This is a genomic window from Catenovulum adriaticum (genome assembly GCF_026725475.1).
Taxonomy (GTDB): Bacteria; Pseudomonadota; Gammaproteobacteria; order Enterobacterales; family Alteromonadaceae; genus Catenovulum; species Catenovulum adriaticum.
Map to the genome: position 1 here is coordinate 99242 of NZ_CP109967.1, position 23135 is coordinate 122376.

Annotated in this window: 18 protein-coding genes and 1 pseudogene; 9 read left to right on the top strand and 10 right to left on the bottom strand. The window is 38.8% G+C overall.

Annotated elements, in window-relative coordinates:
- The first annotated feature begins 224 nt into the window (after window positions 1-224).
- Together OLW01_RS16430 and OLW01_RS16435 are read left to right on the top strand one after the other, a co-directional pair.
- Window positions 225-1742, top strand: coding sequence for an alpha-L-fucosidase (locus OLW01_RS16430; protein ID WP_268077061.1), 1518 nt, complete (start codon window positions 225-227; stop codon window positions 1740-1742).
- 173 nt (window positions 1743-1915) lie between these two features.
- Window positions 1916-3625 carry a sulfatase-like hydrolase/transferase gene (locus OLW01_RS16435; protein ID WP_268077062.1) on the top strand — a complete coding sequence of 570 codons (1710 nt, stop codon included), beginning with the start codon at window positions 1916-1918 and terminating at the stop codon, window positions 3623-3625.
- A 188-nt stretch (window positions 3626-3813) separates the two neighbouring features.
- Here OLW01_RS16435 and OLW01_RS16440 read toward each other — a convergent pair whose 3' ends face one another.
- Together OLW01_RS16440 and OLW01_RS16445 are read right to left on the bottom strand one after the other, a co-directional pair.
- Window positions 3814-5232 (bottom strand): VCBS domain-containing protein, encoded by a 1419-nt coding sequence (locus OLW01_RS16440; protein WP_268077064.1) that lies wholly within the window; start codon window positions 5230-5232, stop codon window positions 3814-3816.
- A 657-nt stretch (window positions 5233-5889) separates the two neighbouring features.
- Complete coding sequence (locus OLW01_RS16445) at window positions 5890-7494, bottom strand: IS1634 family transposase (RefSeq protein WP_268076542.1); 1605 nt, start codon at window positions 7492-7494, stop codon at window positions 5890-5892.
- Window positions 7495-7762: 268 nt separating this feature from the next.
- Here OLW01_RS16445 and OLW01_RS16450 point away from each other — a divergent pair, with 268 nt between their 5' ends.
- Window positions 7763-8671, top strand: a complete 909-nt coding sequence (locus OLW01_RS16450; protein ID WP_268077066.1) for a dienelactone hydrolase family protein — start codon at window positions 7763-7765, stop codon at window positions 8669-8671.
- A gap of 53 nt (window positions 8672-8724) precedes the next feature.
- Here the strand turns inward: OLW01_RS16450 and OLW01_RS16455 are convergent.
- The 3 genes and pseudogenes from OLW01_RS16455 to OLW01_RS16465 all read right to left on the bottom strand — a co-directional run bounded on the left by OLW01_RS16455 (window position 8725) and on the right by OLW01_RS16465 (window position 11516).
- A pseudogene (locus tag OLW01_RS16455) lies at window positions 8725-9105 on the bottom strand (tryptophan 7-halogenase).
- A 259-nt stretch (window positions 9106-9364) separates the two neighbouring features.
- Complete coding sequence (locus OLW01_RS16460; RefSeq protein WP_268077068.1) at window positions 9365-10219, bottom strand: inositol monophosphatase family protein; 855 nt, start codon at window positions 10217-10219, stop codon at window positions 9365-9367.
- Window positions 10220-10404: 185 nt separating this feature from the next.
- Window positions 10405-11516 (bottom strand): IS3 family transposase gene (locus tag OLW01_RS16465; RefSeq protein WP_268076910.1). Its coding sequence is split into 2 segments (ribosomal slippage): window positions 10405-11255 and window positions 11255-11516, totalling 1113 coding nucleotides; the frame shifts between segments, so codons are not numbered across the junction.
- A 202-nt stretch (window positions 11517-11718) separates the two neighbouring features.
- Here OLW01_RS16465 and OLW01_RS16470 point away from each other — a divergent pair.
- Together OLW01_RS16470 and OLW01_RS16475 are read left to right on the top strand one after the other, a co-directional pair.
- Window positions 11719-14028, top strand: a complete 2310-nt coding sequence (locus OLW01_RS16470) for a CRTAC1 family protein (protein ID WP_268077069.1) — start codon at window positions 11719-11721, stop codon at window positions 14026-14028.
- A gap of 377 nt (window positions 14029-14405) precedes the next feature.
- Window positions 14406-15482, top strand: coding sequence for an AI-2E family transporter (locus tag OLW01_RS16475; protein ID WP_268077071.1), 1077 nt, complete (start codon window positions 14406-14408; stop codon window positions 15480-15482).
- Window positions 15483-15571: 89 nt separating this feature from the next.
- On the opposite strand, the gene OLW01_RS16480 is transcribed toward OLW01_RS16475, so the two are convergent.
- A complete protein-coding gene (locus tag OLW01_RS16480; protein ID WP_268077072.1) occupies window positions 15572-16330 on the bottom strand; it encodes an outer membrane protein assembly factor BamD in 759 nt (252 codons plus the stop codon).
- A gap of 129 nt (window positions 16331-16459) precedes the next feature.
- Here OLW01_RS16480 and rluD point away from each other — a divergent pair, with 129 nt between their 5' ends.
- Genes rluD through OLW01_RS16495 form a run of 3 tightly spaced genes read left to right on the top strand, consistent with a single transcriptional unit; the run spans window position 16460 to window position 18958 of the window.
- Entirely contained in the window at window positions 16460-17434 is a 975-nt protein-coding gene (gene rluD / locus OLW01_RS16485) for a 23S rRNA pseudouridine(1911/1915/1917) synthase RluD (RefSeq protein ID WP_268077074.1), read from the top strand.
- 28 nt (window positions 17435-17462) lie between these two features.
- Window positions 17463-18212, top strand: a complete 750-nt coding sequence (gene pgeF, locus OLW01_RS16490) for a peptidoglycan editing factor PgeF (RefSeq protein ID WP_268077076.1) — start codon at window positions 17463-17465, stop codon at window positions 18210-18212.
- 56 nt (window positions 18213-18268) lie between these two features.
- Complete coding sequence (locus OLW01_RS16495) at window positions 18269-18958, top strand: hypothetical protein (RefSeq protein ID WP_268077078.1); 690 nt, start codon at window positions 18269-18271, stop codon at window positions 18956-18958.
- Between the two features lie 225 nt (window positions 18959-19183).
- On the opposite strand, the gene OLW01_RS16500 is transcribed toward OLW01_RS16495, so the two are convergent.
- The 3 genes from OLW01_RS16500 to upp form a co-directional block, all read right to left on the bottom strand.
- On the bottom strand, window positions 19184-19363 hold the full coding sequence (locus tag OLW01_RS16500; protein WP_268077080.1) for a DUF6435 family protein: 180 nt from the start codon (window positions 19361-19363) through the stop codon (window positions 19184-19186).
- Between the two features lie 355 nt (window positions 19364-19718).
- A complete protein-coding gene (locus tag OLW01_RS16505; RefSeq protein ID WP_268077082.1) occupies window positions 19719-20954 on the bottom strand; it encodes a uracil-xanthine permease family protein in 1236 nt (411 codons plus the stop codon).
- A complete protein-coding gene (gene upp, locus OLW01_RS16510) occupies window positions 20954-21583 on the bottom strand; it encodes a uracil phosphoribosyltransferase (RefSeq protein ID WP_268077083.1) in 630 nt (209 codons plus the stop codon). The genes OLW01_RS16505 and upp overlap by 1 nt, the downstream gene beginning before the upstream one ends.
- A 191-nt stretch (window positions 21584-21774) precedes the next feature.
- On the opposite strand from upp, the gene OLW01_RS16515 reads away from it, so the two are divergent.
- Entirely contained in the window at window positions 21775-22170 is a 396-nt protein-coding gene (locus OLW01_RS16515) for a DUF2750 domain-containing protein (RefSeq protein WP_268077085.1), read from the top strand.
- 135 nt (window positions 22171-22305) lie between these two features.
- Here the strand turns inward: OLW01_RS16515 and dapD are convergent, their stop codons facing one another.
- Window positions 22306-23130 (bottom strand): 2,3,4,5-tetrahydropyridine-2,6-dicarboxylate N-succinyltransferase, encoded by an 825-nt coding sequence (gene dapD / locus OLW01_RS16520; protein ID WP_268077086.1) that lies wholly within the window; start codon window positions 23128-23130, stop codon window positions 22306-22308.
- Between the last annotated feature and the right edge of the window lie 5 nt (window positions 23131-23135).

A 23135-nucleotide genomic window follows, 5' to 3' on the forward strand; every position in this document is an offset into this window, starting at 1 on the left:
TTAATCATCAACTTTGAATTAAAATGCCCAACTGAAAATCAAAAATAAAATATTAAATTTATATACAAATAAAATGGCTTGTGTTAATTTTTAATCCATACAACATGAGAGAGTCCATTAAATGATGTGATAATTGCTCGTTAACTTGCCATTGCTTTAGTGAGTGGTTTTTCTCGAATGTATACTATATTTGCAAACGATTAAATTTAAATGGGGTTCGAACCATGAAGCATATTAAACTTGGAACACAGGTATTCGCGACGGTTGCTAGCGCATTGTTAGTTGCGTCTTGCAGTAAAACGCATTCCACGCCCAGTGAACCACAAGCTAACAAATCGAATAAGTTAACAGCTGAGTATCAAGCAAATTGGGCTTCGGTAAAACAGCATCAAACACCACAATGGTTTTTAGATGCCAAATTTGGCATTTATTTTCATTGGGGGCCTTACTCAGTGCCTGCCCATAAAACCGAATGGTATTCAATTTGGATGTACAGAGAAGGTCATCCGATTCGTGAATATCATGAAAAAACATATGGTTCGTTAGATAAATTTGGCTATAAAGATTTTATTCCCATGTTTACCGGTGAGCATTTTGATGCCCAAGAATGGGCGGCTTTATTTAAACAAGCAGGTGCCGAATTTGCGGGCCCAGTTACTGAACATGCGGATGGTTTTGCCATGTGGGATAGTGACTTAACACGCTGGAATGCTAAAGACATGGGGCCTAAAAAAGATATTGTGGGTGAAATGTCAAAAGCGATAAAAGCGCAAGATATGAAGTTTATTGCTACTTTTCATCATCAGTGGAAGTATGCATGGTATCCGACTTGGGATGAAAATACAGACGCAGGTCAAGCCGAGTTTGCAGACTTATATGGCCCTAAAGTACCCGAAGGTACTTTTGTGATGGCGGATAAACCGACTAATCCACTGCCAGATAAACAATTTAACCAAGACTGGTTAGCAAGAGTAGTTGAAGTGGTTGACAAGTACCAACCGGATCTTGTGTATTTTGATAATAAAATGGATATTATTGACGAAAAAACACGGCTTAAATTTTTAAGTTATTACTACAACCACGCGGATAAAAATGACCAAGAGGTTGTTGTCACTTATAAATTCCACGATTTGGAACCAGGTTCTGCGGTATTAGATTTAGAACGTGCACGTATGAGCGATACTAAGTCATTTCCTTGGTTAACGGATGATTCAATTGATTGGGATTCTTGGTCACATACGAGTGAACCCAATTACAAATCAAGTAATCGTTTAATTGATTTTTTAGTTGATGTCGTGAGTAAAAATGGTCGAGTCCTATTAAATATTACCCCAACGGCGCAAGGTAAAATTTTACCTCCGGTTAGAAAGCGCCTAACAGAAATGGGCCAATGGCTTAATCAAAACGGTGAAGCTATTTATGGCACAAGCCCTTGGACAATTTATGGCGAAGGCCCAGCAGAAGTTGTTGAGGGGCACTTAAGCGAACGCCAAAACAAAGACAATACCGAAAAAGATATTCGTTTTACCACAAAAGGTGATGCGCTTTATGCAATTGTATTAGATTGGCCAACTGAACCAGTAAAAATTCGTTCATTACGCACATTAGATAAAGCGATTAAGTCGGTTTCTTTATTGGGAAGTGACGAAAAAATTCAATGGCGTCAAACCGATGAAGGCTTAATTATTGAACCGCCTACTCAACAGATAGGTAAGCACGCATTTGCATTTAAATTAAAGTAGTTCAATGACTTATCCTATCAGAATCAGTTATTAAACGAATACAACTTCACAAGGTGTCCTAGATAGGCTAAGACACCTTGATACCTTTCTTTACAGCGCCATTACAATAATTTGTTGCAATCACTAAAGTGGTAGGTTAATTTGTCTTTAACTATTGTTAACAATTGACCATTATGAAGACGATTTATATTTCATTTCTCACTTTGTTGTGTGCTGTCATTTCTACGAATGGCTATAGCGCCGAACAACGCCCTAATATTTTAATTATTTTATCTGATGACGCTGGATATACCGACATTGGTAGTTTTGGCGGTGAAATCGATACGCCTAATTTAGATCAACTCGCGAATGAAGGTATGCGATTTAGCCAACTTTATAGTAATGCGAGGTGTAGCCCAACTCGAGCTACATTATTGACTGGCGTTGACGCAGCACATGTTGGTTTTGGTGGCGGCGTTGTGGGTGACTGGATGCGAGAATTTCCGTTTGAAGCTCACAGAGGTCGTTTGCCTTACACTCAACCGCTAATATCAGAGTTACTAGCAGGTAACGGCTATCAAACGATGATAGTTGGCAAATGGCATTTAGGAGGCAGTTATATTAAACAGAATCCTAAACAAATGTCAGCATATTGGGAAAAGACGCATCCGGGCATGAAGTTAACGCAGGCTGAAATGGAGCAAGAATATTTAGCGCTACCCCCACAAAGAGGCTTCCAAGAGAGTTTTGTTTTTCATGGTGCACAAGGCAATTTATTTTTTACCCCAGGTGATAAACACAATTACTATGAAGGGAATAAAAAAGCCAACATTCAATACGATAGTCACTATACAATGCGTTGCTATACCAATAACGCGTTTAACAAAAAGCGCTATGGCGGTTGTGACGGTCAGTCAGGTAAAGCATTTTATGCAACCGACGGTATGACCGACAGAGCCATTGAAATGATTAAAGATGCTTCTAAAGATCCTAAACCTTTCTTTATGTATGCCGCGTACCGTGCTCCGCATAAACCCTTGCAAGCCCCTGAATCTTTAGTGCAAAAATATTTAAAGCGATATGCTGATTTACAAAAAGTGGCAGATGATCGCCATCAAGGGCTAATTAATGCTGGCTTGTTTTCTGAACAAGCTAAAATTGTAAATAATAATGGTATGTGGACGCACCAAGATAAAGACAAAATTGAAAAGTTTCGGCTTCAGTCAGCGATACATGCTGCCATGATGGAAAAAATTGACGATAATGTCGGCAAATTAATTCAGAGCTTAAAAGATACTGGGGAATATAAAAATACGCTGATTTTTTATTTATCAGATAATGGCGCTGCTTCACATATTGGTGATTTAATGAATTCACCATATCGAGGCGTTAAAGCACTCCTTTGGGAAGGGGGAGCGCGTGCACATGCTATTGCGGCTTGGCCTGAGGTGATTAAACCTAATACCATATCTGACGATTTAGTTTGGGTTGGCGATATCGTGCCGACGCTACTTAATATTACAGATACTCAATTTCCAGCAACATTTCGTGAAACCCAGCCCAGAAAACCAGATGGCAGAGATGTGGCGGGTATACTTAAAGGTGAAAAGTTAGCGCCACCTGAAGCGATTTTCTTTAATGATAAAGGCCAGCAAAGTGTAATCTATCAAGGCCGTTGGAAGTTATTAATTGAGCCTGGTTGGTATTTGCAAACGCTGGCAAAACCCGGCATTGTTAAAGCGCTTTATGATTTGCATAATGATCCAGGCGAAACAACAAATTTAGCTGATTCTAAGCCTGATTTAGTTAAAAAATTAGAAGTTATGTGTGAAAAATGGAAAGCTGAAAATAAAATTGTGGATTATGCAAAACGCATAAAATTAAAACCAAAAGACCCTTATTAACCCAAGTTTTGGATAACCTGTACTTTAAATAAGGTGATTTGAATAATGTTAGCTGAATAACAAAAGTTAACTCAGATTATGAATTAAAATAATAACGCCACAAACGTGGCGTTATTTAATCTATTATCAGTTTTTACGTTTAACGGTATTAATTCAGCTCATACTGTTACTAACATAAAATCATAGAGTTACTCTTTAGCTTGCTCAACGACCACTACTTCGTTGGTATTTGAATGATAAGGTGATGCATCGTTAGTGCTTTCAAGTGTTGCATCAACATCATAACTTTCAAAGTTATCTTCATATACAATCACTGTGCCCGCAATATCTGAATAAATTTTAATATCATCAAGATAAAAAGCAGTCGGGACGGTCGCGTCATTATCGCCTATTTTGAAACTTAAATATTGTAAGCCGTCTTTAGTTAACGATAAATCAGTTGAAGCTGCAGAAAATGCATCTGTAGTGACCGGTGTACCGTTAATACTAGCAGTGATAATAGGCTGTACTGTGTCTGATGCATTGCTTGCATCCCAGGTAAATTCTACGTTAACCCACTCATCGCCGGTGAATGTTGCTGCAACATCAATATCGTCTTGGTTACGAATTTGATAAGTCCCTTCATTCATTCTTAATTCAATTAAGTCTTTACCCGTACTGACGGAACTACCGTATAACCCAATGTACGCATCTTTAAAGTCAGTATCAGTGTCATTTGGGTTGTTATTTTGTGCGCCTGCTTCTTTTTTAAATGAAAGCGTTAATTTACCGACTTGAAGTGGATCGATATCTTGATCGGCCAGTTTTAATCTTAGCTCACCGGTATCGCTGTCTTTCGTATCGGTTAATTTAGCCACTTTGCTAACGGCTGAGCTAGACGCAGAACCGGTAATGGTAATCACAATTGAGCTGGTGGTACCGTCGGCTGATTCAATTTCAATGGTATCTGTAAGGGTATCTCCTTCAGAGACTAAACCTGATACATCGGTATTGCTGGTGGTTAAGGTATAAACCCAAGCCCCATTGTCATCAATTGAAAAAGTACCATAGCTGCTGGCTTGGCTAACTTGGCTTACCAAGGTGGCTTCACCTGAATCTGGATCGATAATTGTCACAGTGCCTGTCACATCATCGCTAGTATCGTTTTCGATAGTTTTAGCTTGTTCACCACCAAATGTTGCAGGCGTATTAGTTGGGTCAACACCCGTTATCGTGATGGTGATGGTTGAGCTTGTACCATCAGCAGATGTCACATTGATGGTATCTGTTAAGGTATCACTTGGGCTAGTTAAGCCGACAACGGCGCTTTTACTGGTATCGAGTGCATACGTCCAATCACCATTTTCTTCAACTGAAAATGTGCCATAAGTGGTTGAAGTAGCAGATTGTGACGTGGCTTTGGCTTCACCTTCATCAACGTCGTTAATCACTAATGAGCCTGCAATGTTAGTGGTAGCGTCGCTAGATAATTCACCCGTTATATCACCTGAAATACTAGCTGGTGTATTTTCAGGTTCATCTGCACTATTGTCATCATTCGTATCTAAACTACATGCTGAAAGTGAAAGTAGCATGCCTAATGTGATTAAGTTGGTTTTCATTTTCATCGTTTTATCCCCTGGGTTGCTAGTCTAATTTAGTCGGCTTAATTTACTTAACTTCAATTACTTAACGTTAATTACATTCCCTTTTTATTATTTTATTGTCTTACAATTTTTAATGGATAGCTTTAACCTTGCTATCTAATTAGGTTCTTACTTTCATGTTTGTGAAATTAATAATGAGATAAAAATATAACAAAGGTTAAACAATAATCAAAGATGTTTTTTACAATTAACTTGGTTTGTTGTAATTTAGGTTGTGTTAATTGGTAATACAATTTTTTTATTTTCAATGTTAAATTTATAAAATTCAATGTGTTGGGAATCGTTAAATTGAAACTGAAAGTTGAAGTTATTAATCGCTATAATCAATGAATAGTTGATGTAAACATTGATTGTTCGGTTAAAATTAAGCACTAAAGCGTGTTGTTTACATTTTTGTATAACAGAGATAGTTCGGGCGAAAGATTTTAATGTTTATTAATGAGTTTATTATTATTGGTTTTGCACTGGATTTTAGAATCAAAATTTATGCTTTAATGCTCTGAACATACAGATATCAGAATTTAAAACAGGACAGTAAGAGCGCAAAATGCCTAATAAATAAAATTTAACCTAATTATTTGTAATTTATACCTTTAAAACCGATCTTCCGCACCACTTTTAGGAATAAATTTTTTGATAGTGATGACCTAAGCAATTAATAATGGTGCGGTGACGTTCCTCTAAATTGGCAACGAATTTAGTTTTTTCGTTGATATATATGATGGTGATCCCTTGAAAGCATTGGAACACCCAGCGAGCGGTGGGTTTCTGATGGGGTTTGTATTTCATATCAGGGAAGTACTGCTCTTGCTCTACAAGTTGTTTGCGGATCTGATGCTCCAAGGCTGCATATACCATTAAACAGACCGTCATCACCATTAATAATGCTTCTATTCGTTCTGGCTTTTTCAAGAAAATGGCGTTGGTTAAAAAGTCTGGGCTCTTCAGAAAGCGGAAGCCTTTTTCTACTGATTGCTGTGATTTATACGTGCTGAGCATTTTATCCATGGTTAACGCTTCACTCATGTCATTGCTGGCAATGATAAACAGCCCCAATTGTTCCAATGCCGCTTGGCGTCGAGCCAGTGGAGTAAATAAACGCCCTGTAATTTGGTAATCAATCCGTATCGGGTTTTCATTTTTTTTAGGTCGCCCTTTTCCGGCAAATACGGGGACTTTTTCAACTTGCCCTTCAACATCACAGAGTATTTGTTTCTTTTTCCATTCCTCCAATGACTTTTGTGCATCACCTTCGCAAGCAAATATTTTTTGACTGAGTTGTTTAAAGCTTTTACGTGCTTGCTCTGCTTGTTTGTGCATGCGCTTACTTAACGTATGTGTTTCGCGTTTAGCAGCTTGCTCACTGCGTACTAGCAACCACTTTTGCTTTACGCCACCATATTCACATTCATGAAACACGCCTTCGTAGCCTGAAGATAAAGGCGTAAAACTTAAAGTCGGAGCTAATTTGATGAGCGTTTTAGCTTCTTTGAGTGTTTGAGGGACACGCGTGATAAATAGTTGATTGATTTGCTGTAAATGAGAAAGGGATTCTTGAACATATAAAGCAGCATCCCCCACCAAGTAGCGACAGCGTTGTGCTGCCTTTAAGCTATTCACATGGGCTTTAACTATCTTTTTAAACCCATCCATATCATTGCAGTTGCCACTGGCGGGTTTCATATAAACCGGAATGCCGGATTGATTTTCACAGATGAGGTTTAAAACCACTTGGTTTAAGTCGGGGCGGTGGTCGCGAGAATACCCTTTGGCAATGTGGATAGTATTAACATCATCATCCACATCGTTTGATTGACCATCATAATGGAAGCTAGTGGAGTCTAAATGTAGTGATTCTCCGCCCAGACCAAGGTGACTAACAACCGTTTCGCCGAGATCTTGGTATAAACTGGATACACCAAATTCATACAGCTTGTCTAAACATCGACCTAACGCATCATCATTGATTTGCTCAGCCTTGACGCCTTCACCAATTAAGCGCTCAAGTGGCTTATCTTTAAAGTACTCACTGTACATGTGTAGCGTTCGGCCAGTAAACCCCAAGCCATTTATCACCATAGCCAAAACCAGTTGGCCAAAGCTTAAAGTACGATCGTTTGATTGACCGAGTTTACGGTCAATTAAGTCGACCAATTGGATTTCATGACAAAAACCAGCAACCAAGCCGTGATGTTCAAGTGTTTTAGTAAAAGGGTTAGGCATTGTGATCACCACTCTCAAAAGAGAGTAATAGATCAAGATCTGGGATCTAGGTCAAGGCTTTTTTGAAATAATGCGATCAACTGAATAAAAAAACACCAAAGTTAATTAAAAACTAGGTGCGGAATGACGGTTAAAATGTCGGTGATATTGGATGGTAGGTCCAGAAAATAATCGATAGTTGATTTTAACGCAGCAACGCCTCAGTATAGTTATTAGCCATTTCAGTGGATGGTAAGCGCATTTTTAATATAACTACATTGGGTAAAATATGGAAAATAAACATCACGTAGCGGAACAAGGTGCGGCTGAAATTCCGCAAGAAGCGTTTGATTGGTACGACGACTATGCTCATGGCGGCATGGACCGTCGTACCTTTATGAAAAAATTAGGGACTTTAGTCGCGATTGGGTACTCAATGTCGGTGCTCACATCTGCGTTGTTACCTAATTATGCGTTAGCAGAACAAGTCTCTTTTAATGACGATGATATAGTTGCAAGTTATCAAGAGTTTGACTCGCCAAAAGGCCACGGGAGTGGGCGCGGCTATTTAGTTAAACCAACAACTGAAAAAGCTCACTATCCGGTGGTGTTAGTGATTCACGAAAATCGAGGTTTAAACCCTTACGTTAAAGATGTTGCTAGGCGGCTGGCTAAGGCGGGATATATGGCGTTTGCTCCTGATGCTTTACACCCTGTTGGTGGTTATCCTGGTAATGATGATAAAGGGCGTGCTTTACAGAAAAGTTTAGATAAATCCAAAATTCAACACGATTTTGTGGCTGCCGCACGGTTTTTAAAATCGCACCCATTATCAAATGGTAAATTAGGAGCCGTTGGTTTTTGTTTTGGGGGCTACATGGTGAACTACTTGGCGGCAATAGATAGTCATTTACTTTCTGCTGGTGTACCTTTTTACGGAACGCCTGCCGCGGAGCCCCTTAGAAAAAACATCAAGGCACCGTTGCTTATTCAACTAGGTGAGCAAGATGAGCGGGTTAACAAAACGTGGCCAGAGTACGAAGCAGATCTTAAAAAGGCAGACGTTGATTATCAGATGTATCTGTATAAAAACGCAAAACATGGTTTTCATAATGACTCAACGGGTCGTTATGATCCTGAAAATGCTGAATTGGCTTGGCAACGAACGCTCGCCTTTTTTGCCAAGCATTTGCGTTAATCATGACTAAAATTGTGGGTTTTTAGTTAACCAATGGTAATTTAGCTCATTGGTTAACTATCCGGCTGTGCTTGGCAATGCTGCTTTATAAATTGGCTGTGGGTAGGCATTTGCGCGACTGATTTTTCAATAACTTCTTTAACGTGTTGCATCCGGTAGCTAATTTCTTCATCTGATAACGAGTCCGCTAGTGGATGATATTTTTTCGGAATTAAGCCTTGTCCTATCATTACTGCAAGCCAACTTGATTCGTTGAAGAGCTCGTCATTTTCTCTAAAAATTCGACCGTGGCTTTTAAAAAGGTCAATTTTACGCTGCAAATTTTCAGGCACTTGCATGTTACGGGCATAATTCTAAAAAGGCGTATCGTTTCGATTTGTGATTTTATAATGGAGAATAATAAAATCTCTAACATATTCCATTTCTTGCTTTATGAATTGCCTAGAGTTTGTCTGGTACCAATTTGTATATAAATTGGTTTAATTATCATAGTTGTTTGCTGTCTATTTGGCTGGTGATACAAGTATTGAACCGAGCCACAATAAAACAGCGACGGGTGCTTAACTTAACCAACCCTAATTTAACCGAACAAACCCCAATACAGCGAACGATATTGTAGTTTGATCCGGTCAATGAAGATTATTAATTGCGTCATTTTCATCGTTACGCATTTTAAACTTGTTTTAACCCAAGTTAATTAATACATTTGACAAAGTCATCACTAAAAGCTTTGTCTTTGGCGTAAACCATCACGTTTTTAGATCTTACTTGGCCTTTTTTGTAAGTTGAAAAATCAAAATCTTCACTTAATTTGTAGCTCACTGAATCGCCATTAGAAAATCCGGCATAAAAACCTAAATTTCGTAGTATCGCCATACCAGCGGCTGCGTCCCAAACATTTAGACTGGCGTAAATGCCAGCCATTCGGCCTAAAGCTAAATAAATATACGGAAAAACGATACTGTAATAAGTGGTGACACCACGGCTTAAACCCGTTATGGTTTTTGTTTTAGCCGTTAGCTGATTAATAACTAAAACGCGCGATGGGTGATCGCAATTATCTCTAAGATCACTTGAAATAGGTTTTAGTTCATCAAACTCAGGTAGTTTACCTGCCCCTTTTGCGTAATAACTCTGGCCGTCTTTTGTAATAATGGCTTCATAGGTGCCGGGTAAAATAATACAGCCTTCACTTATATAGCCTGCTTTTGCAAAACCAATAGAAATTCCCCAAAGAGGTGTTAGTGAAGCGTAAGGTACGGTGCCGTCAATGGGGTCAATAATATAGCAATCATGTTTAATGGCTGATGCTAATTCTGCTTCAGATAACTCTTTAATGGTTTCTTCACCAATGACACTAATATTTTTAGCTTTATCACTCAGTGCTTCAATAGCCATGCTTTCAACTAATTTGTCAGCTTGGGTTACAATTGAGTGATCCGGTTTTATTTCTGTTGTGAGCTTTTGTTGTTCATCTAATGCTGTAATTGCGAGTTTACAGGCAGTTTGATAAACAAATTCGGCATTCCAGTTAGATGGATTTGGCAAGTGGTTTCTCCCAAGTAAAAATAGAATGGTATGTTAAGGCGTATTGATTTTTTAATACAAATATCTTATCCAAAAAATCAGCGTAGCGTGGCTTAATTTTTATCGAAAATGATAACAAATAAAAAACGGACTTGTCAGTTTAATCTCAGTTGATTGCTTCATTTGAGCCGGTAATACACCCATTTTTAATTGACGCTAAAAGTAGAAGGTTGCGTTATTAAAGCCTGTTTGTATTTCGGTGGTATGCCACCAATTGCCTTATTTGGTCGTTCATTGTTGTAAAACCATAGCCATTCTGTCGCATGATCTTGCACTTCGGCAATACTGCTGAATAAATACTGGTTCAGCCATTCGTAGCGAACGGTGCGGTTATACCGCTCCACATAAGCATTTTGCTGTGGGTTGCCTGGTTGGATAAATTTTAGTTCAACATCATGTTTTTCAGCCCACTCAGCCAATAACGCACTGATATATTCCGGGCCATTGTCACTGCGGATTTGCCTGGGCTTTCCACGCCATTCAATAACTTGATTGAGAGTGCGGACAACACGTTCAGCTGGCAGCGAGAAGTCTACTTCAATCGCCAGACCCTCACGATTAAAATCGTCAATGATATTGAGTAGCCTGAAGCTGCGGCCATCAACAAGCTGGTCATGCATAAAATCCATAGACCAACACTGGTTTATCGACTCAGGCACAGCAAGTGCTTCAGGTTTATCCCGTTTTAAGCGCTTCTTAGGCTTTATGCGCAGATTAAGCTCCAGCTCCCGATAAATCCTCAACACCCGCTTATGGTTCCAGCCAAAACGTTTCACATTACGTAAAAAGTAAAAACACATACCAAAGCCCCAACTGCGGTGATTTGTCGTTAGCCAAAGCAGCCAGTCAGCAATTAGCGCGTTCTCGTCACTCAGTTTGGCCTGATAGCGATAACAGGTTTCGCTAATCCCAAACAAGGAACACGCTAACTTGATGGCAATGGAATGGTTTTGCACCGCCTTTTGCGCCAACTCCCGTCGGCGCGACGGCTTTACCACTTTTTTTCGATGGCCTCTTTGAGGATTTCAGCCTTTAGTCGCTCCTCGGCATACATCTTTTTAAGCCGTGCATTTTCGGTTTCCAGCTCTTTTAATCGGGCCATCATGGACGCATCCATGCCGCCAAACTTGGCGCGCCATTTATAAAAGGTAGCCGAACTCATGCCATGCTCGCGGCATAGCTCCGGAACCGGCGCACCGGCTTCCGCTTGTTTTAAAATTGCCAGGATTTGGCTGTCGCTAAATTTTGATGTTTTCATGCAGAATCTCCTGCGTTTATGTTACGAGAAAATTCTACTTTTGACGTCAGTTATTTTTAGGGTGTATTACCAGCCTACTAAAAATAAATACATAGCTTCGGCTAGATTGTTATGAATACCTATATAAAAACGGTTATGTATAATGTATATTGTTAACTAAGTTTTATCCGGTAATATTTTTTAAACAATTTAGGTTGAGAAAATGATGAAATTCAAAAAAAGGCTACTTCCTATATTATGTGCTGCATTTAGCAGTGCTGCGGTAGGTGTTTTAACAGGCTGTGCCAGTCCAGAGGTCAATGAAACCTTACAGTCTGAACAGGTTGATTTACAAAACCAAAAATTATTATTATCGCCGGTTTTATTAACTAATGACAAAAATTATTCTGCGTTGTACTCAGTACAAGGCTCAACATTAAAACGTTTAACTATGGATGTTGAGATAGAACAAAATTATGCCAACATTAGTGTTTATGATGGCGACAGGTTAATTGCAGATAATTTAAATATACCAAAAAAAGGCAAGCATCAACTTAACTTGTTAGTCGATTTTGAATCAAAAGGCGAAAAAAACTTAACTTTTGTGCGTCGTAGTGCTGATGTTAAGCTGCTTAACGTTCAATTTGAAGATGTAAGTGGCCTTGTTTTACCTAAATTTAAAGATCAATCTAAAGCACTTGGCTTTGAAACTGAAGTGACTTATAAATATGGCGGACCATCGATTGGTGATGTAGATAATGATGGAGACTATGATCTAGTACTCAATAATCATAATCATGTTCCAACTCAATTAGTCACCAATAATGGTGACCAACCTGTTGATATTAAAAAGTTATTTGATTCCCCATTAGATTTTCATGGTTCAACGGTAGGCGACTACGATAACGATGGCGATTTGGATATTATGGTTGCTCAAGGTGGTGCTAATGGCACGAATCCGACCTCATATATTTTGCTTAAAAATGAAAATGGCGAATTTGTAAATGCGTCACCTGAAGCTGGTATTTTAACGCCAGCTCGTGGCCGTTCACCGCGTTGGATTGACTTAGACTTAGATGGGGACTTAGATGTTGCATTATTTAACGCTAAAACTCCGAACTATGATGGCCCTAGACATTTATTTTATGAAAACAATGGCGATGGTACTTTTAGTCAAAAAACGATAGACGGCATTGAACATGCGGCTGGTGAACGCTTATTAGTGACTGATTTTAATCATGATAATATCGACGATATTATTGTTTTTTCACCGATAACACTTTGGCAAGGTACAGGTGATTTTAGTTTTACTGATGTGACAAAAACTAAATTACCTAAATCGCTTATTGGGAAATCTGGGTATTACGGCGGTGCTGATATAGATGCAAATAATGATGGTTTGCTTGATTTGTATGTGACAGGCGGTCGCACACATTATCAGTTGTCGCGTAAATCAATTGACTTTAACCCGAAGACTAAACGACTCGATATCCGAGACGATGGTGAAAAAGGCACAACGGCGGTTAAATTTAAGGCAGATGGCGATATTCGATTATCTGATATGGATTTAACCTATCGCCAGTACAATGACGGTTTTGCAATCTTTTTAGGCCAAGACAAGCAACGTAAAATTGTTAAAGCTAAAGGCTTCATGCCAATTCAGTTACCAAAAGAAATGAAAAACGCGCCTAGTGAAATGAGCATTAGTCCTGAACAAGCTGCTGGTTGGCCCCAAGAGCGAAAAGTGAACGGATTATATATTGGACATTTAGGTAACGGTGAATGGAAAGCTGAATGGGTTCGAGATCAAAATATTTATTGGACTGTTACTTTCTCATTAACAGGTTTAAATGATGTTGAGTATGATTGGCAAGCTAATAACCGTAACGTACAAGACCGCCTGTTAATTAACCAAGGCGACAAATTTGTTGATGCAACTCAAAAGTGGAATATACCGTTAGGCGCTAATAGCTGGGGTGTTACCCGAGGTGACTTAAATAACGATGGTTGGCAGGATTTATTTGTTTATCGCTATGGATATTTAAACGAACGTGTCGCTGATTTAATGCTAATCAATAATGGTAAAGGCAGCTTTGAAACTTTTACCGAACATGGTGCATTTGACGCTACAGATACAGGCCATGGCGATATGGGCCAAGCTTTTGATTTTAATAACGATGGCTTACTAGACATGTTAAATGGCAGTGAGGAAGAGGGAACTTGGTATTTGTACAATAACCAAACCCAGACGCCAGGTCATTATGTTTTATTTGATCTAGGTTATAGTCCTAAACATCATGTTGACCCATATTCAGCTCTGGTTACCATTGAAACGGCTTCAGGTAAAAAATATCAACAACGAGTTGGTTCAGCTGGGGCTGTGCATTCTCAAAGCCTACTTGATATTGTGCATTTTGGTTTAGGTGACGAGACCCAGATTAAATCAGCACATATTCGTTGGAGAAACGGCGAAACGGCTGAATTTAGCAATCTAAAAGCAAACCGTTTATATAAAAGTGAAGATGCGCAATAAAACGTAAGCGTTTTGTTGCTGTTTACATTTATTAAATATTAAGCACTCGCATTAATTTACTTGGTTCAAGAAATGATGCGGGTGCTTTTTTATTCAGTTGATGACAAACATTACGACTATGCATTTATTTGTTTCGGTTTGAATTCAAAATAGGGGATTAGCAAACTTCTTTTACGTCGGGAAAGGCTTCTGCGATGGCTGCATATTCATTAAACCGAGTTGAGGTTAACCTAGTTGCGCTCACAACTGGCCTTGCCTAAAATATTAATAGCGGCTTTTTTAATGATAATTTTTTATTGGGGTTCGTTTAACATCTTTCTGGTCTTTCTGAATAAATACTGACAATATATCAATAAATAATATAGCTGGATCATTTTATGCCTTTTACTAATAACCCGGCAGTGAGACTATTGATGACTCTCGCCGCTTTAGTCATTATTTTAGCGGGAATTAAAACCTCCCAGCAGTTAGTTGTGCCATTTTTGTTATCACTTTTTATTGCGATAGTCTGTCAGCCGGTCATTAATTTTTTACAGGGTTTTAAAATTCCTAAAGTGTTGGCTGTGGCTTTTGTGATTATTGTGATTTTAACCTTAGGGTTTTCACTTGCTAGTTTAGTCGGCCAATCGTTAAACAGTTTTAGCCAAGATTTACCTGAATATAAAGCCAAATTACAAGATGAAATTGGCTGGTTTACCAATCAGTTGGCCAGTTTTAATATTCATTTGAACCGACAACAATTTGTAGAATACTTTGATCCGGGCGCGGCTATGTCTTTGGCTACCAATATGCTATCTGGTTTAGGTAACACGTTGGCAAATGCGTTTTTAATTTTAATTACCATTGTTTTTATGTTGTTTGAAGCTGATGCCGTAACGGATAAGTTGCGCCGCGCTTGGCGTAAACCGACTCAACATATTGAGAGTGTGTATTGCTTTTTACGCTCTGTGAATCATTATTTAGCGATTAAAACGATTATTAGCATAATAACGGGGATTTTAGCCGGTTTGCTTTGCTGGGGACTGGGGGTTGATTATTTTGTGCTTTGGGGCGTATTAGCTTTTTTGTTTAATTATATTCCTAATATTGGTTCTATTATTGCGGCAATTCCTGTGGTGTTGCTTTCCTTTATTCAAGTAAGTCCGTTGGCTGCGGGTATTGCGGCTTTGGGTTATTTGTCAATTAATACGATTATGGGTAACTTTGTAGAGCCCAAATATATGGGAAAAGGTATGGGGCTATCTAGTTTGGTGGTATTTTTATCCTTGATATTTTGGGGTTGGTTGTTAGGAACCGTTGGTATGTTATTGTCGGTGCCATTAACTATGGTTGTTAAAATTGCGACTGAGGCTTCTGAATCGACCCGTTGGTTTGCGGTATTATTATCAAACCAGCAAGAGCTAGAATTTATGGAAGAAAAGCACCGTAAAAGCAAATCTGTTTCTGTGAGTTAAGCCAGCTAAGCATTAGCTGCTAATAAAAAAGGTCGCAATTTGCGACCTTTTTTATGTGGTTAATTTTTACAAATCACCGTGGGGTAGTTTTAATTAACTAATGGATTATCTGGATAATTTAGTTTTAAAACTTGATAAGTATTGTCGTATAAATCAGTTAATTCGAGTTGATCATAGCTGACTAACATCATTTCTAATGCGTTTTCTACTTGATCTGTATCCCCTAAATTTTCAAGTACATACTTAGCACGGTTAGCTGCTGCTACATAAGCGCTTCTACGCATGTAATATTCTGCTACTGCTAATTCGCTTTTGGCAATAAAGTTTTTAGTGTAGATCATCCGTTGGCGTGCATCTTTGGCGTATTGACTTTCGGGATAATCAATCACAATTTTGTTGAAATCACTAAAAGCTTCTCTGTGTTCAGTAATATCTCGATCAAAACGTTCAATACCGACCATTTCTTGGAGGGCATTTTTAGCTGCTTTCAAGTTAGTTAGGCCACGCATATAATAGACATAATCAATGTCTGTATGAGTGGGATTTAATTTTAAAAAACGGTCAATAGAGGCAAGTGCCTGGCTGGTATTGTCGGTTTTGTAATAAGAGTAAATTAAATCAAGTTGAATTTGGTGAGAATAAGGACCAAATGGAAAACTGGCATCAAGCGCTGATAAAATTTCAGCTGCACGTACATAGTTACCCTCAATGAGTAAGTTTTTTGCTTCTAAATATTGTGATTCAACCGCAGATTGCTCGGCGACTACGACTTCGTCAGGCGCACTTGAGCAACCTGCAAGCACGGTTAAGGCCAATGAAGAGGCGATTAGGGTATGCTTAAAGTTCAACTTGACTCCCTCTTTTTCTAAAAAATTATGAGTTCACCCCTATCGGGGTTACAATTAGGTTTTTGCGCATTCTAACTCAGGGTGAGCAAACTTGCACCGTTTAATCAGTAATATACCCAGAGAGCAATTATGATAGAACAAATTTCATTAACTGGTACCTTGCCTGAGCATGCAATTGGTAGTCGGTTAGATCAAGCAATTTCCGAATTGTTCCCCGAATATTCACGTTCTCGGTTAAAAGAGTGGCTTTTAGCCGGACAAATTAAAGTAAATGGGACTGTTGCAACAAAACCAAGAGAAAAAGTCATTGGTGGCGAGCTGATTGAAGTAAACGCTGAACTAAAAGTTGAAGTGGAAGCGGTGGCTGAAGACATTGAGCTAGATATTGTTTATGAAGATGACGATATTATGGTGCTTAACAAGCCAGCCGGTTTGGTTGTTCATCCTGGTGCGGGCAACCGAAATGGTACTATTTTAAACGCGTTATTACATTATTATCCAGAAATTGAACAAGTTCCTAGAGCTGGCATCGTTCATCGACTTGATAAAGACACAACTGGTTTAATGGTAGTGGCAAAAAATTTAGTAGCACAAACTTCGTTAGTGAGCCAGTTACAAGATAAAACGGTCACACGCGAATATGAAGCGCTAGTAAATGGTTGTTTAACCGCGGGTGGGGTTGCGGATTTTCCGATAGGCCGCCATCCAGATAAGCGTACCATCATGGCAGTGGTTGCTGATGGCAAACCAGCAGTAACACATTTTCGTGTAGCTGAAAAATTTAGAGCCCATACTCGGTTAAGATTGCGTTTAGAAACTGGCCGGACACATCAAATCAGGGTGCATATGTCGCATTTAAAACACCCGTTGGTTGGCGATATTGGTTATGGAGGCCGTGCCAGACCGCCTAAAGGCGCAGACGAAGCATTCCGTGAACAGCTGCGAGAGTTTAAAAGACAAGCGCTACATGCTGCCATTTTGGAGTTAGAACACCCAGTAACTGGTGAATGGATGCAATTTGAGGCGCCGATACCAGAAGATATTCAGGCGATGACAGAAGCTTTGCGTTTAGATACTCAGTTAAATTCAACCAAAGACTATTAACTGAGCATTAACTTAAGGTAAATTCATAGTGTTTTTTGCAAACTGGCCGGCGCCTGAGTCGGTAAAAACGATTCAAACTACACGATTTGGCGGGGTGAGTCAGCCGCCATTTAATAGCCTGAATTTAGGCACACATGTAGGGGATAATCTAGATTGCGTTAAGCAAAATCGCGCTTTAATAAATGCACCGGGCTCTATCTGTTGGTTGGAACAGGTGCATGGTCAAGAGGCTATTGAATTGCCCTCTCAAACCAATTTAGCTTATCCACCACAAGCTGATGCAGTGTATACATGTTCACCAAACCAAGTTTGTGCGGTTATGACTGCTGATTGTTTACCCGTCCTATTAACTGACTCTGAAGCTCGTTTTGTTGCGGCTGTTCATTGTGGTTGGCGTGGTTTAGCTTCAGGCATTTTAACTAAAACTTTAACGACTATCATTTCAAAAACAAAATCGCCGTTAACTCAAATCATCGCTTGGTTAGGACCAGCTATTGGCCCTTTAAAATTTGAGGTCGGTGATGAGGTTAGACAATGTTTTATTGAAAAAAATTTAGCTTATCAAAACTGCTTTATTCAATCGAGTGCGCTTAAACCCCATCATAAATGGCTTGCCAATATTTATAAACTGGCAGAAATAGAATTAAATCAGCTAGGTGTTATCCAAATTTATTCGGATTATGAGTGTACAATGAATCAACCTGAGGATTATTTTTCGTACCGCCGAGACGGTCAAACTGGACGTCAAGCAAGCTTAATTTGGCTACAAGATAACTAACGTGTGTTTTTTAATTTTAAAGAGAGATATTTAATCGTATTTACCAAGGTAAAGGAATGCTTAAAAAAATTTATGATGATATGTGGGATGAGTCGTATCAAAAAATAATGGCAGGACAATATCAAACAGATCCACTGATTAACGACCCAAGCGATACACGAAGAGGGGTGACAGCCTTAGCTTATTTGCAAAATAATAACAGGGAAGTGAGCTTAAATATAAATCGATTTTTATCGCAATTACAAAACATTGAACCTAAGCAATATTACTACCCTGAAAATGAATTACATCTCACTATTTTATCTATTATAAGCTGTATATCTGGCTTAAAACTCAGTGAACTCAATACAGCGTTATATCTAGAAATTTTTAATCAATGCATGACAAAAGTTAAACCGATAGAGATTCAATTTAAAGGTGTAACAGCTTCACCTTCTTGCATTTTAATTCAGGGTTTTCCAGTTGGTGATGGTTTAATTGATCTGAGACACGAGCTTAGACAAAAGTATAAAGCATCGGCCGTGCATACCAGTATTGATAGCCGATATGCCCTTTCTACTGCTCATCTCACCGTTGTTCGATTTTGTTCGGCGTTAAAAAATAAACAGTCAATGATGCATTTGTTAGCGCAATACAAAAATTATGACTTTGGCCAAGTGTGTTTTAATGAGTTTGAATTAGTTTTTAACAATTGGTATCAAAACTTATCGGCAACAAAAGGGTTAGGCCGCCACAATGTGCGGTAAAAAATAAGATTAACACGCCCTAATAATAAAGAACGAGTCTGTAAATCTATTCCACGATAATAAGCATGCCTGAATGTTGTAAAAATTTATTGAGCTTTCTCCCTTAAGTTGGTATTTTTTTAGCCTAACCGATTTGATAAACGTAGAAGAAAACTCAATGAGTGTCAATCGCATGTTGTCGGATTGGTTTACCGCTAGGCTCAAAAAGCTAGCTGAAAATGTGGTCTATGTTTTTGGATCGGCTTGTCGTTTTAAAATTTGCTCTTTTATTTTTTCAGCTTCAGCGGTGATCATTGAGTAAGATTTTATATCGCCTCTACGCTGAGCATGCATAGCTTCTTCAAGTTTACTTTCATAAAGTTTGTTCAATTTTTTAACTGGATCTTTCTTAAATATCGAAAACATATTGATTAGCCTTTAATTTAATATATAAGTCTATACGTTACGTAATCTGTTTCGGTTTAAAATAATTTATTCAATGTAAATAAAAACATAACAAGAGCGTATGGCGTTAACCACTATCAGTAAAGTATCGCGTCTTACGTAATGTGCGCAGATAATACAAACATTATGACTTTGGCTGCGTATGCCTTAATGAGTTTTGATTGGTTTTTAACAATTGGTTTTTAACAATTGATATTAAAACTTATCGGTAACAAAATGGTTAGGTCGTTACACTGTTCGATAAAAAAGTGCGGTAAAAAAGAACGCAATAGGCTAATAATAGCTTAAAGCGTTCTTATGTTATGTCATAGCAGATTTAAGTACTTTTGGTCGGTTTAGCTGGTGGTAAAAACCAATTTAACATGATGCCGACAATGGCACATAAACTAACACCTTGTAAGCTAAATGCAGTACTACCAAATTGCATTCCGCCAATCCCAAATACTAGAATTAACGCAATGATGCTTAAGTTACGCGGCGCTGTTAAATCAATTTTAGCTTTTGCGAGCGTGTTTAGGCCCACCACCGCGATTGAGCCAAATAATAAAGTCATAATGCCGCCCATAACTGGCGTTGGAATCGTTTGTAGTAATGCCCCCATTTTACCTATAAAGGCTAATACCACCGCAAATACCGCAGCCCATACCATTACCTTAGGATTAAAATTACGGGTAAGCATAACAGCCCCTGTTACTTCTGAATAAGTCGTATTAGGTGGGCCGCCTAATGAAGACGCAAATGAAGTCGCAATGCCATCTCCTAACAATGTTCGGTGTAACCCCGGCTTTTTAAGAAAATCTTTTCCGGCTACTTGGCTAATTGCCATCATATCGCCAATATGTTCAATTGCTGGGGCAATAGCGACAGGGATCATAAATAAAATAGCTTGCCATTTAAATTCAGGAAAAATAAAGTTAGGAGCGGCAATGATGTTGGCATTTTTTACCTGACTAAAATCAATTAAGCCGAGTGTAAGCGCTAAAACATAACCAGCGAGAATACCGGATAAAATGGGCAATAAACGTAACATGCCTTTTGCCCAAACGGCGACCACCAGAGTGACTGCAAGTGATGTCATCGCTAATAAAATAGCCTGATCTTGAGCCATTAGTACAGCTGAACCATCACCGGTTTTTCCTAGCGCCATATTAACGGCAACGGGCGATAAAGCTAAACCAATTACCATAATAATTGGCCCAACGACGACAGGTGGTAAAATTTTATGAAGGATCTCTGCCCCTTTTAACTTAACCAAGGCGCTGAGCACAATATAGGTTAAACCCGCACAAAGTAAGCCGCCCATGGTAGCTTGAACACCGTAAATTTCTTTACAAGCGATAATAGGGGCGATAAACGCAAATGACGAGGCCACAAAGACTGGCACTTGGTTTTTAGTCACAAAGTGAAAAATTAATGTGCCGGCACCGGCAGTAAATAGTGCGACGTTGGCATCTAGCCCGGTAAGCAATGGCACTAAAACCAAGGCACCAAATGCGACAAACAGCATTTGAGCACCGGTTATAATATTTTTAGGTGAAAAATAGCCTGTCATTAAAATGTACCAAATATCTTATCACCGGCGTCTCCTAAACCCGGAATAATGTAGCCGTTTTCATCTAAACGGTTGTCGAGCGCTGCAGTGAAAATTTCAATATCGGGGTGAGCAGCTAAGGTTTTTTCAACTCCCTCTGGTGCGGCTACCAATACGATAACTTTAATTTGCTGGCAGCCCGCTTTTTTTAGCATATCGATAGTGGCTATCATTGAACCACCAGTGGCAAGCATAGGGTCAATTACTAAACTGATACGTTCATCAATTTTACCAACCAGTTTTTCAAAGTAAGGTACTGGTTCGAGAGTTTCTTCATTTCGTTGTAAGCCGACCACACTCACTTTAGCTGCTGGAATTAACTGAGTGACCCCTTCCATCATACCCAGTCCAGCTCTTAAAATTGGCACAACAGTAATTTTTTTTCCTTTAATATGTTCAACTTCTAACTGGCTGCCATCCCAAGCGGTTATAGAATTGTTTTCTAGTGGTAATTCTTTAGTGGCTTCATAGGTTAATAAAGCGCCAACTTCAGATGCAAGTTCACGAAAACTTTTAGTGCTAATACCCTGCGCTCGCATTAAGCCTAATTTATGTTGAATTAATGGGTGTTTAATTACTTTGATGGTCATATGGCATTTTTACTTAAATAAATTGTATCGAAATTATACCTCAAGTTATCCCAAGCTAGAAATAATCTATTTAGCGAATTGATTATTTTTATTTTAAACGCTCGATTAAAAAATTGTTTTTGGATCAGCTAAAGAAAACACGATTAATAACTGTTATCTTATCGATAAATTTCTACTTAAGAGACAAATTTATGCCTGCTTCACTTACGCCACAACGCATTGCTGAAATTGAAAAATTTAATTTAGAACAGAGACTAAAATATACCCTCAAAGAAATTATTAAAAACGATGAGATATGGATATTAACCGACGAAGCGGGCTGTATGATGCTGACCGTGGAAGATGAAGATGGCATTCCTATTTGGCCTAACGAGCTGTTTGCTAAAAGCTGGGCGGTAGATGAATGGCAAGCCTGTATAGCGACACCGATAAAGCTTGATAAATGGCTTAAAGATTGGACACCTGGTATGTTAGATGATGATTTAGCTGTGGTCGTATTTCCAAAGCAAGATGAACAAAGCTTGTTATTGTTTGCAGATGAATTTGATTTTGAATTAAAGCAACAGGGTAAAAAAGCAATCAAGTAGGCATAAATATGTATATGGAGGCTTAACGCTTTTTACTCAATGACGCAAAAACGGTATAAAAAAACGACGATGAGATTGAATATGCTCATCGTCGTTTTTAAATCATATTTAACGCATTATATTAGTCGATGTTAATTAATCGATACTACGTAATAACTCGTTAATACCGACTTTAGAGCGGGTTTTTTCGTCTACTTTTTTAACAATTACAGCTGCATATAAGCTGTAAGTACCGCATTTTGATGGTAATGAACCAGATACCACTACTGAACCTGCTGGTACTCGGCCATAATGTACTTCGCCAGTTTCACGGTCGAATATTTTAGTGCTTTGGCCAATGTAAACACCCATTGAAATAACTGAGCCTTCTTCAACCACGACCCCTTCAACAATTTCTGAACGAGCGCCGATAAAACAGTTGTCTTCAATAATAGTTGGATTAGCTTGTAATGGTTCTAAAACACCACCAATACCAACGCCACCAGATAAGTGAACATTTTTACCAATTTGAGCACATGAACCAACGGTTGCCCAAGTATCAACCATTGAGCCTTCATCAACAAATGCGCCAATGTTAACGTAAGACGGCATTAATACCGTATTTTTAGCAATGAATGAACCTTTACGAACTGCAGCGGGTGGTACAACACGTACGCTATCAGCTTTAAATTGCTCAGCAGTATAGTTTGCATATTTCATATCTACTTTGTCGTAGTATTGTGTTTCGCCGCCAGCAATAGGCGCGTTGTCACGGATACGGAACGAAAGCAATACTGCTTTTTTCAACCATTGGTGAACAACCCACTCACCAGAAATTTTTTCAGCAACGCGTGCTTTACCGCTATCGATTAATTCGATTGCTTCTTCAACTGCGCTTTTTACTTCGCTAGTAACAGTTGCTGGAGTAATATCAGCACGATTTTCAAACGCGCTTTCAATGATAGTTTTAATATCAGACATAAGTT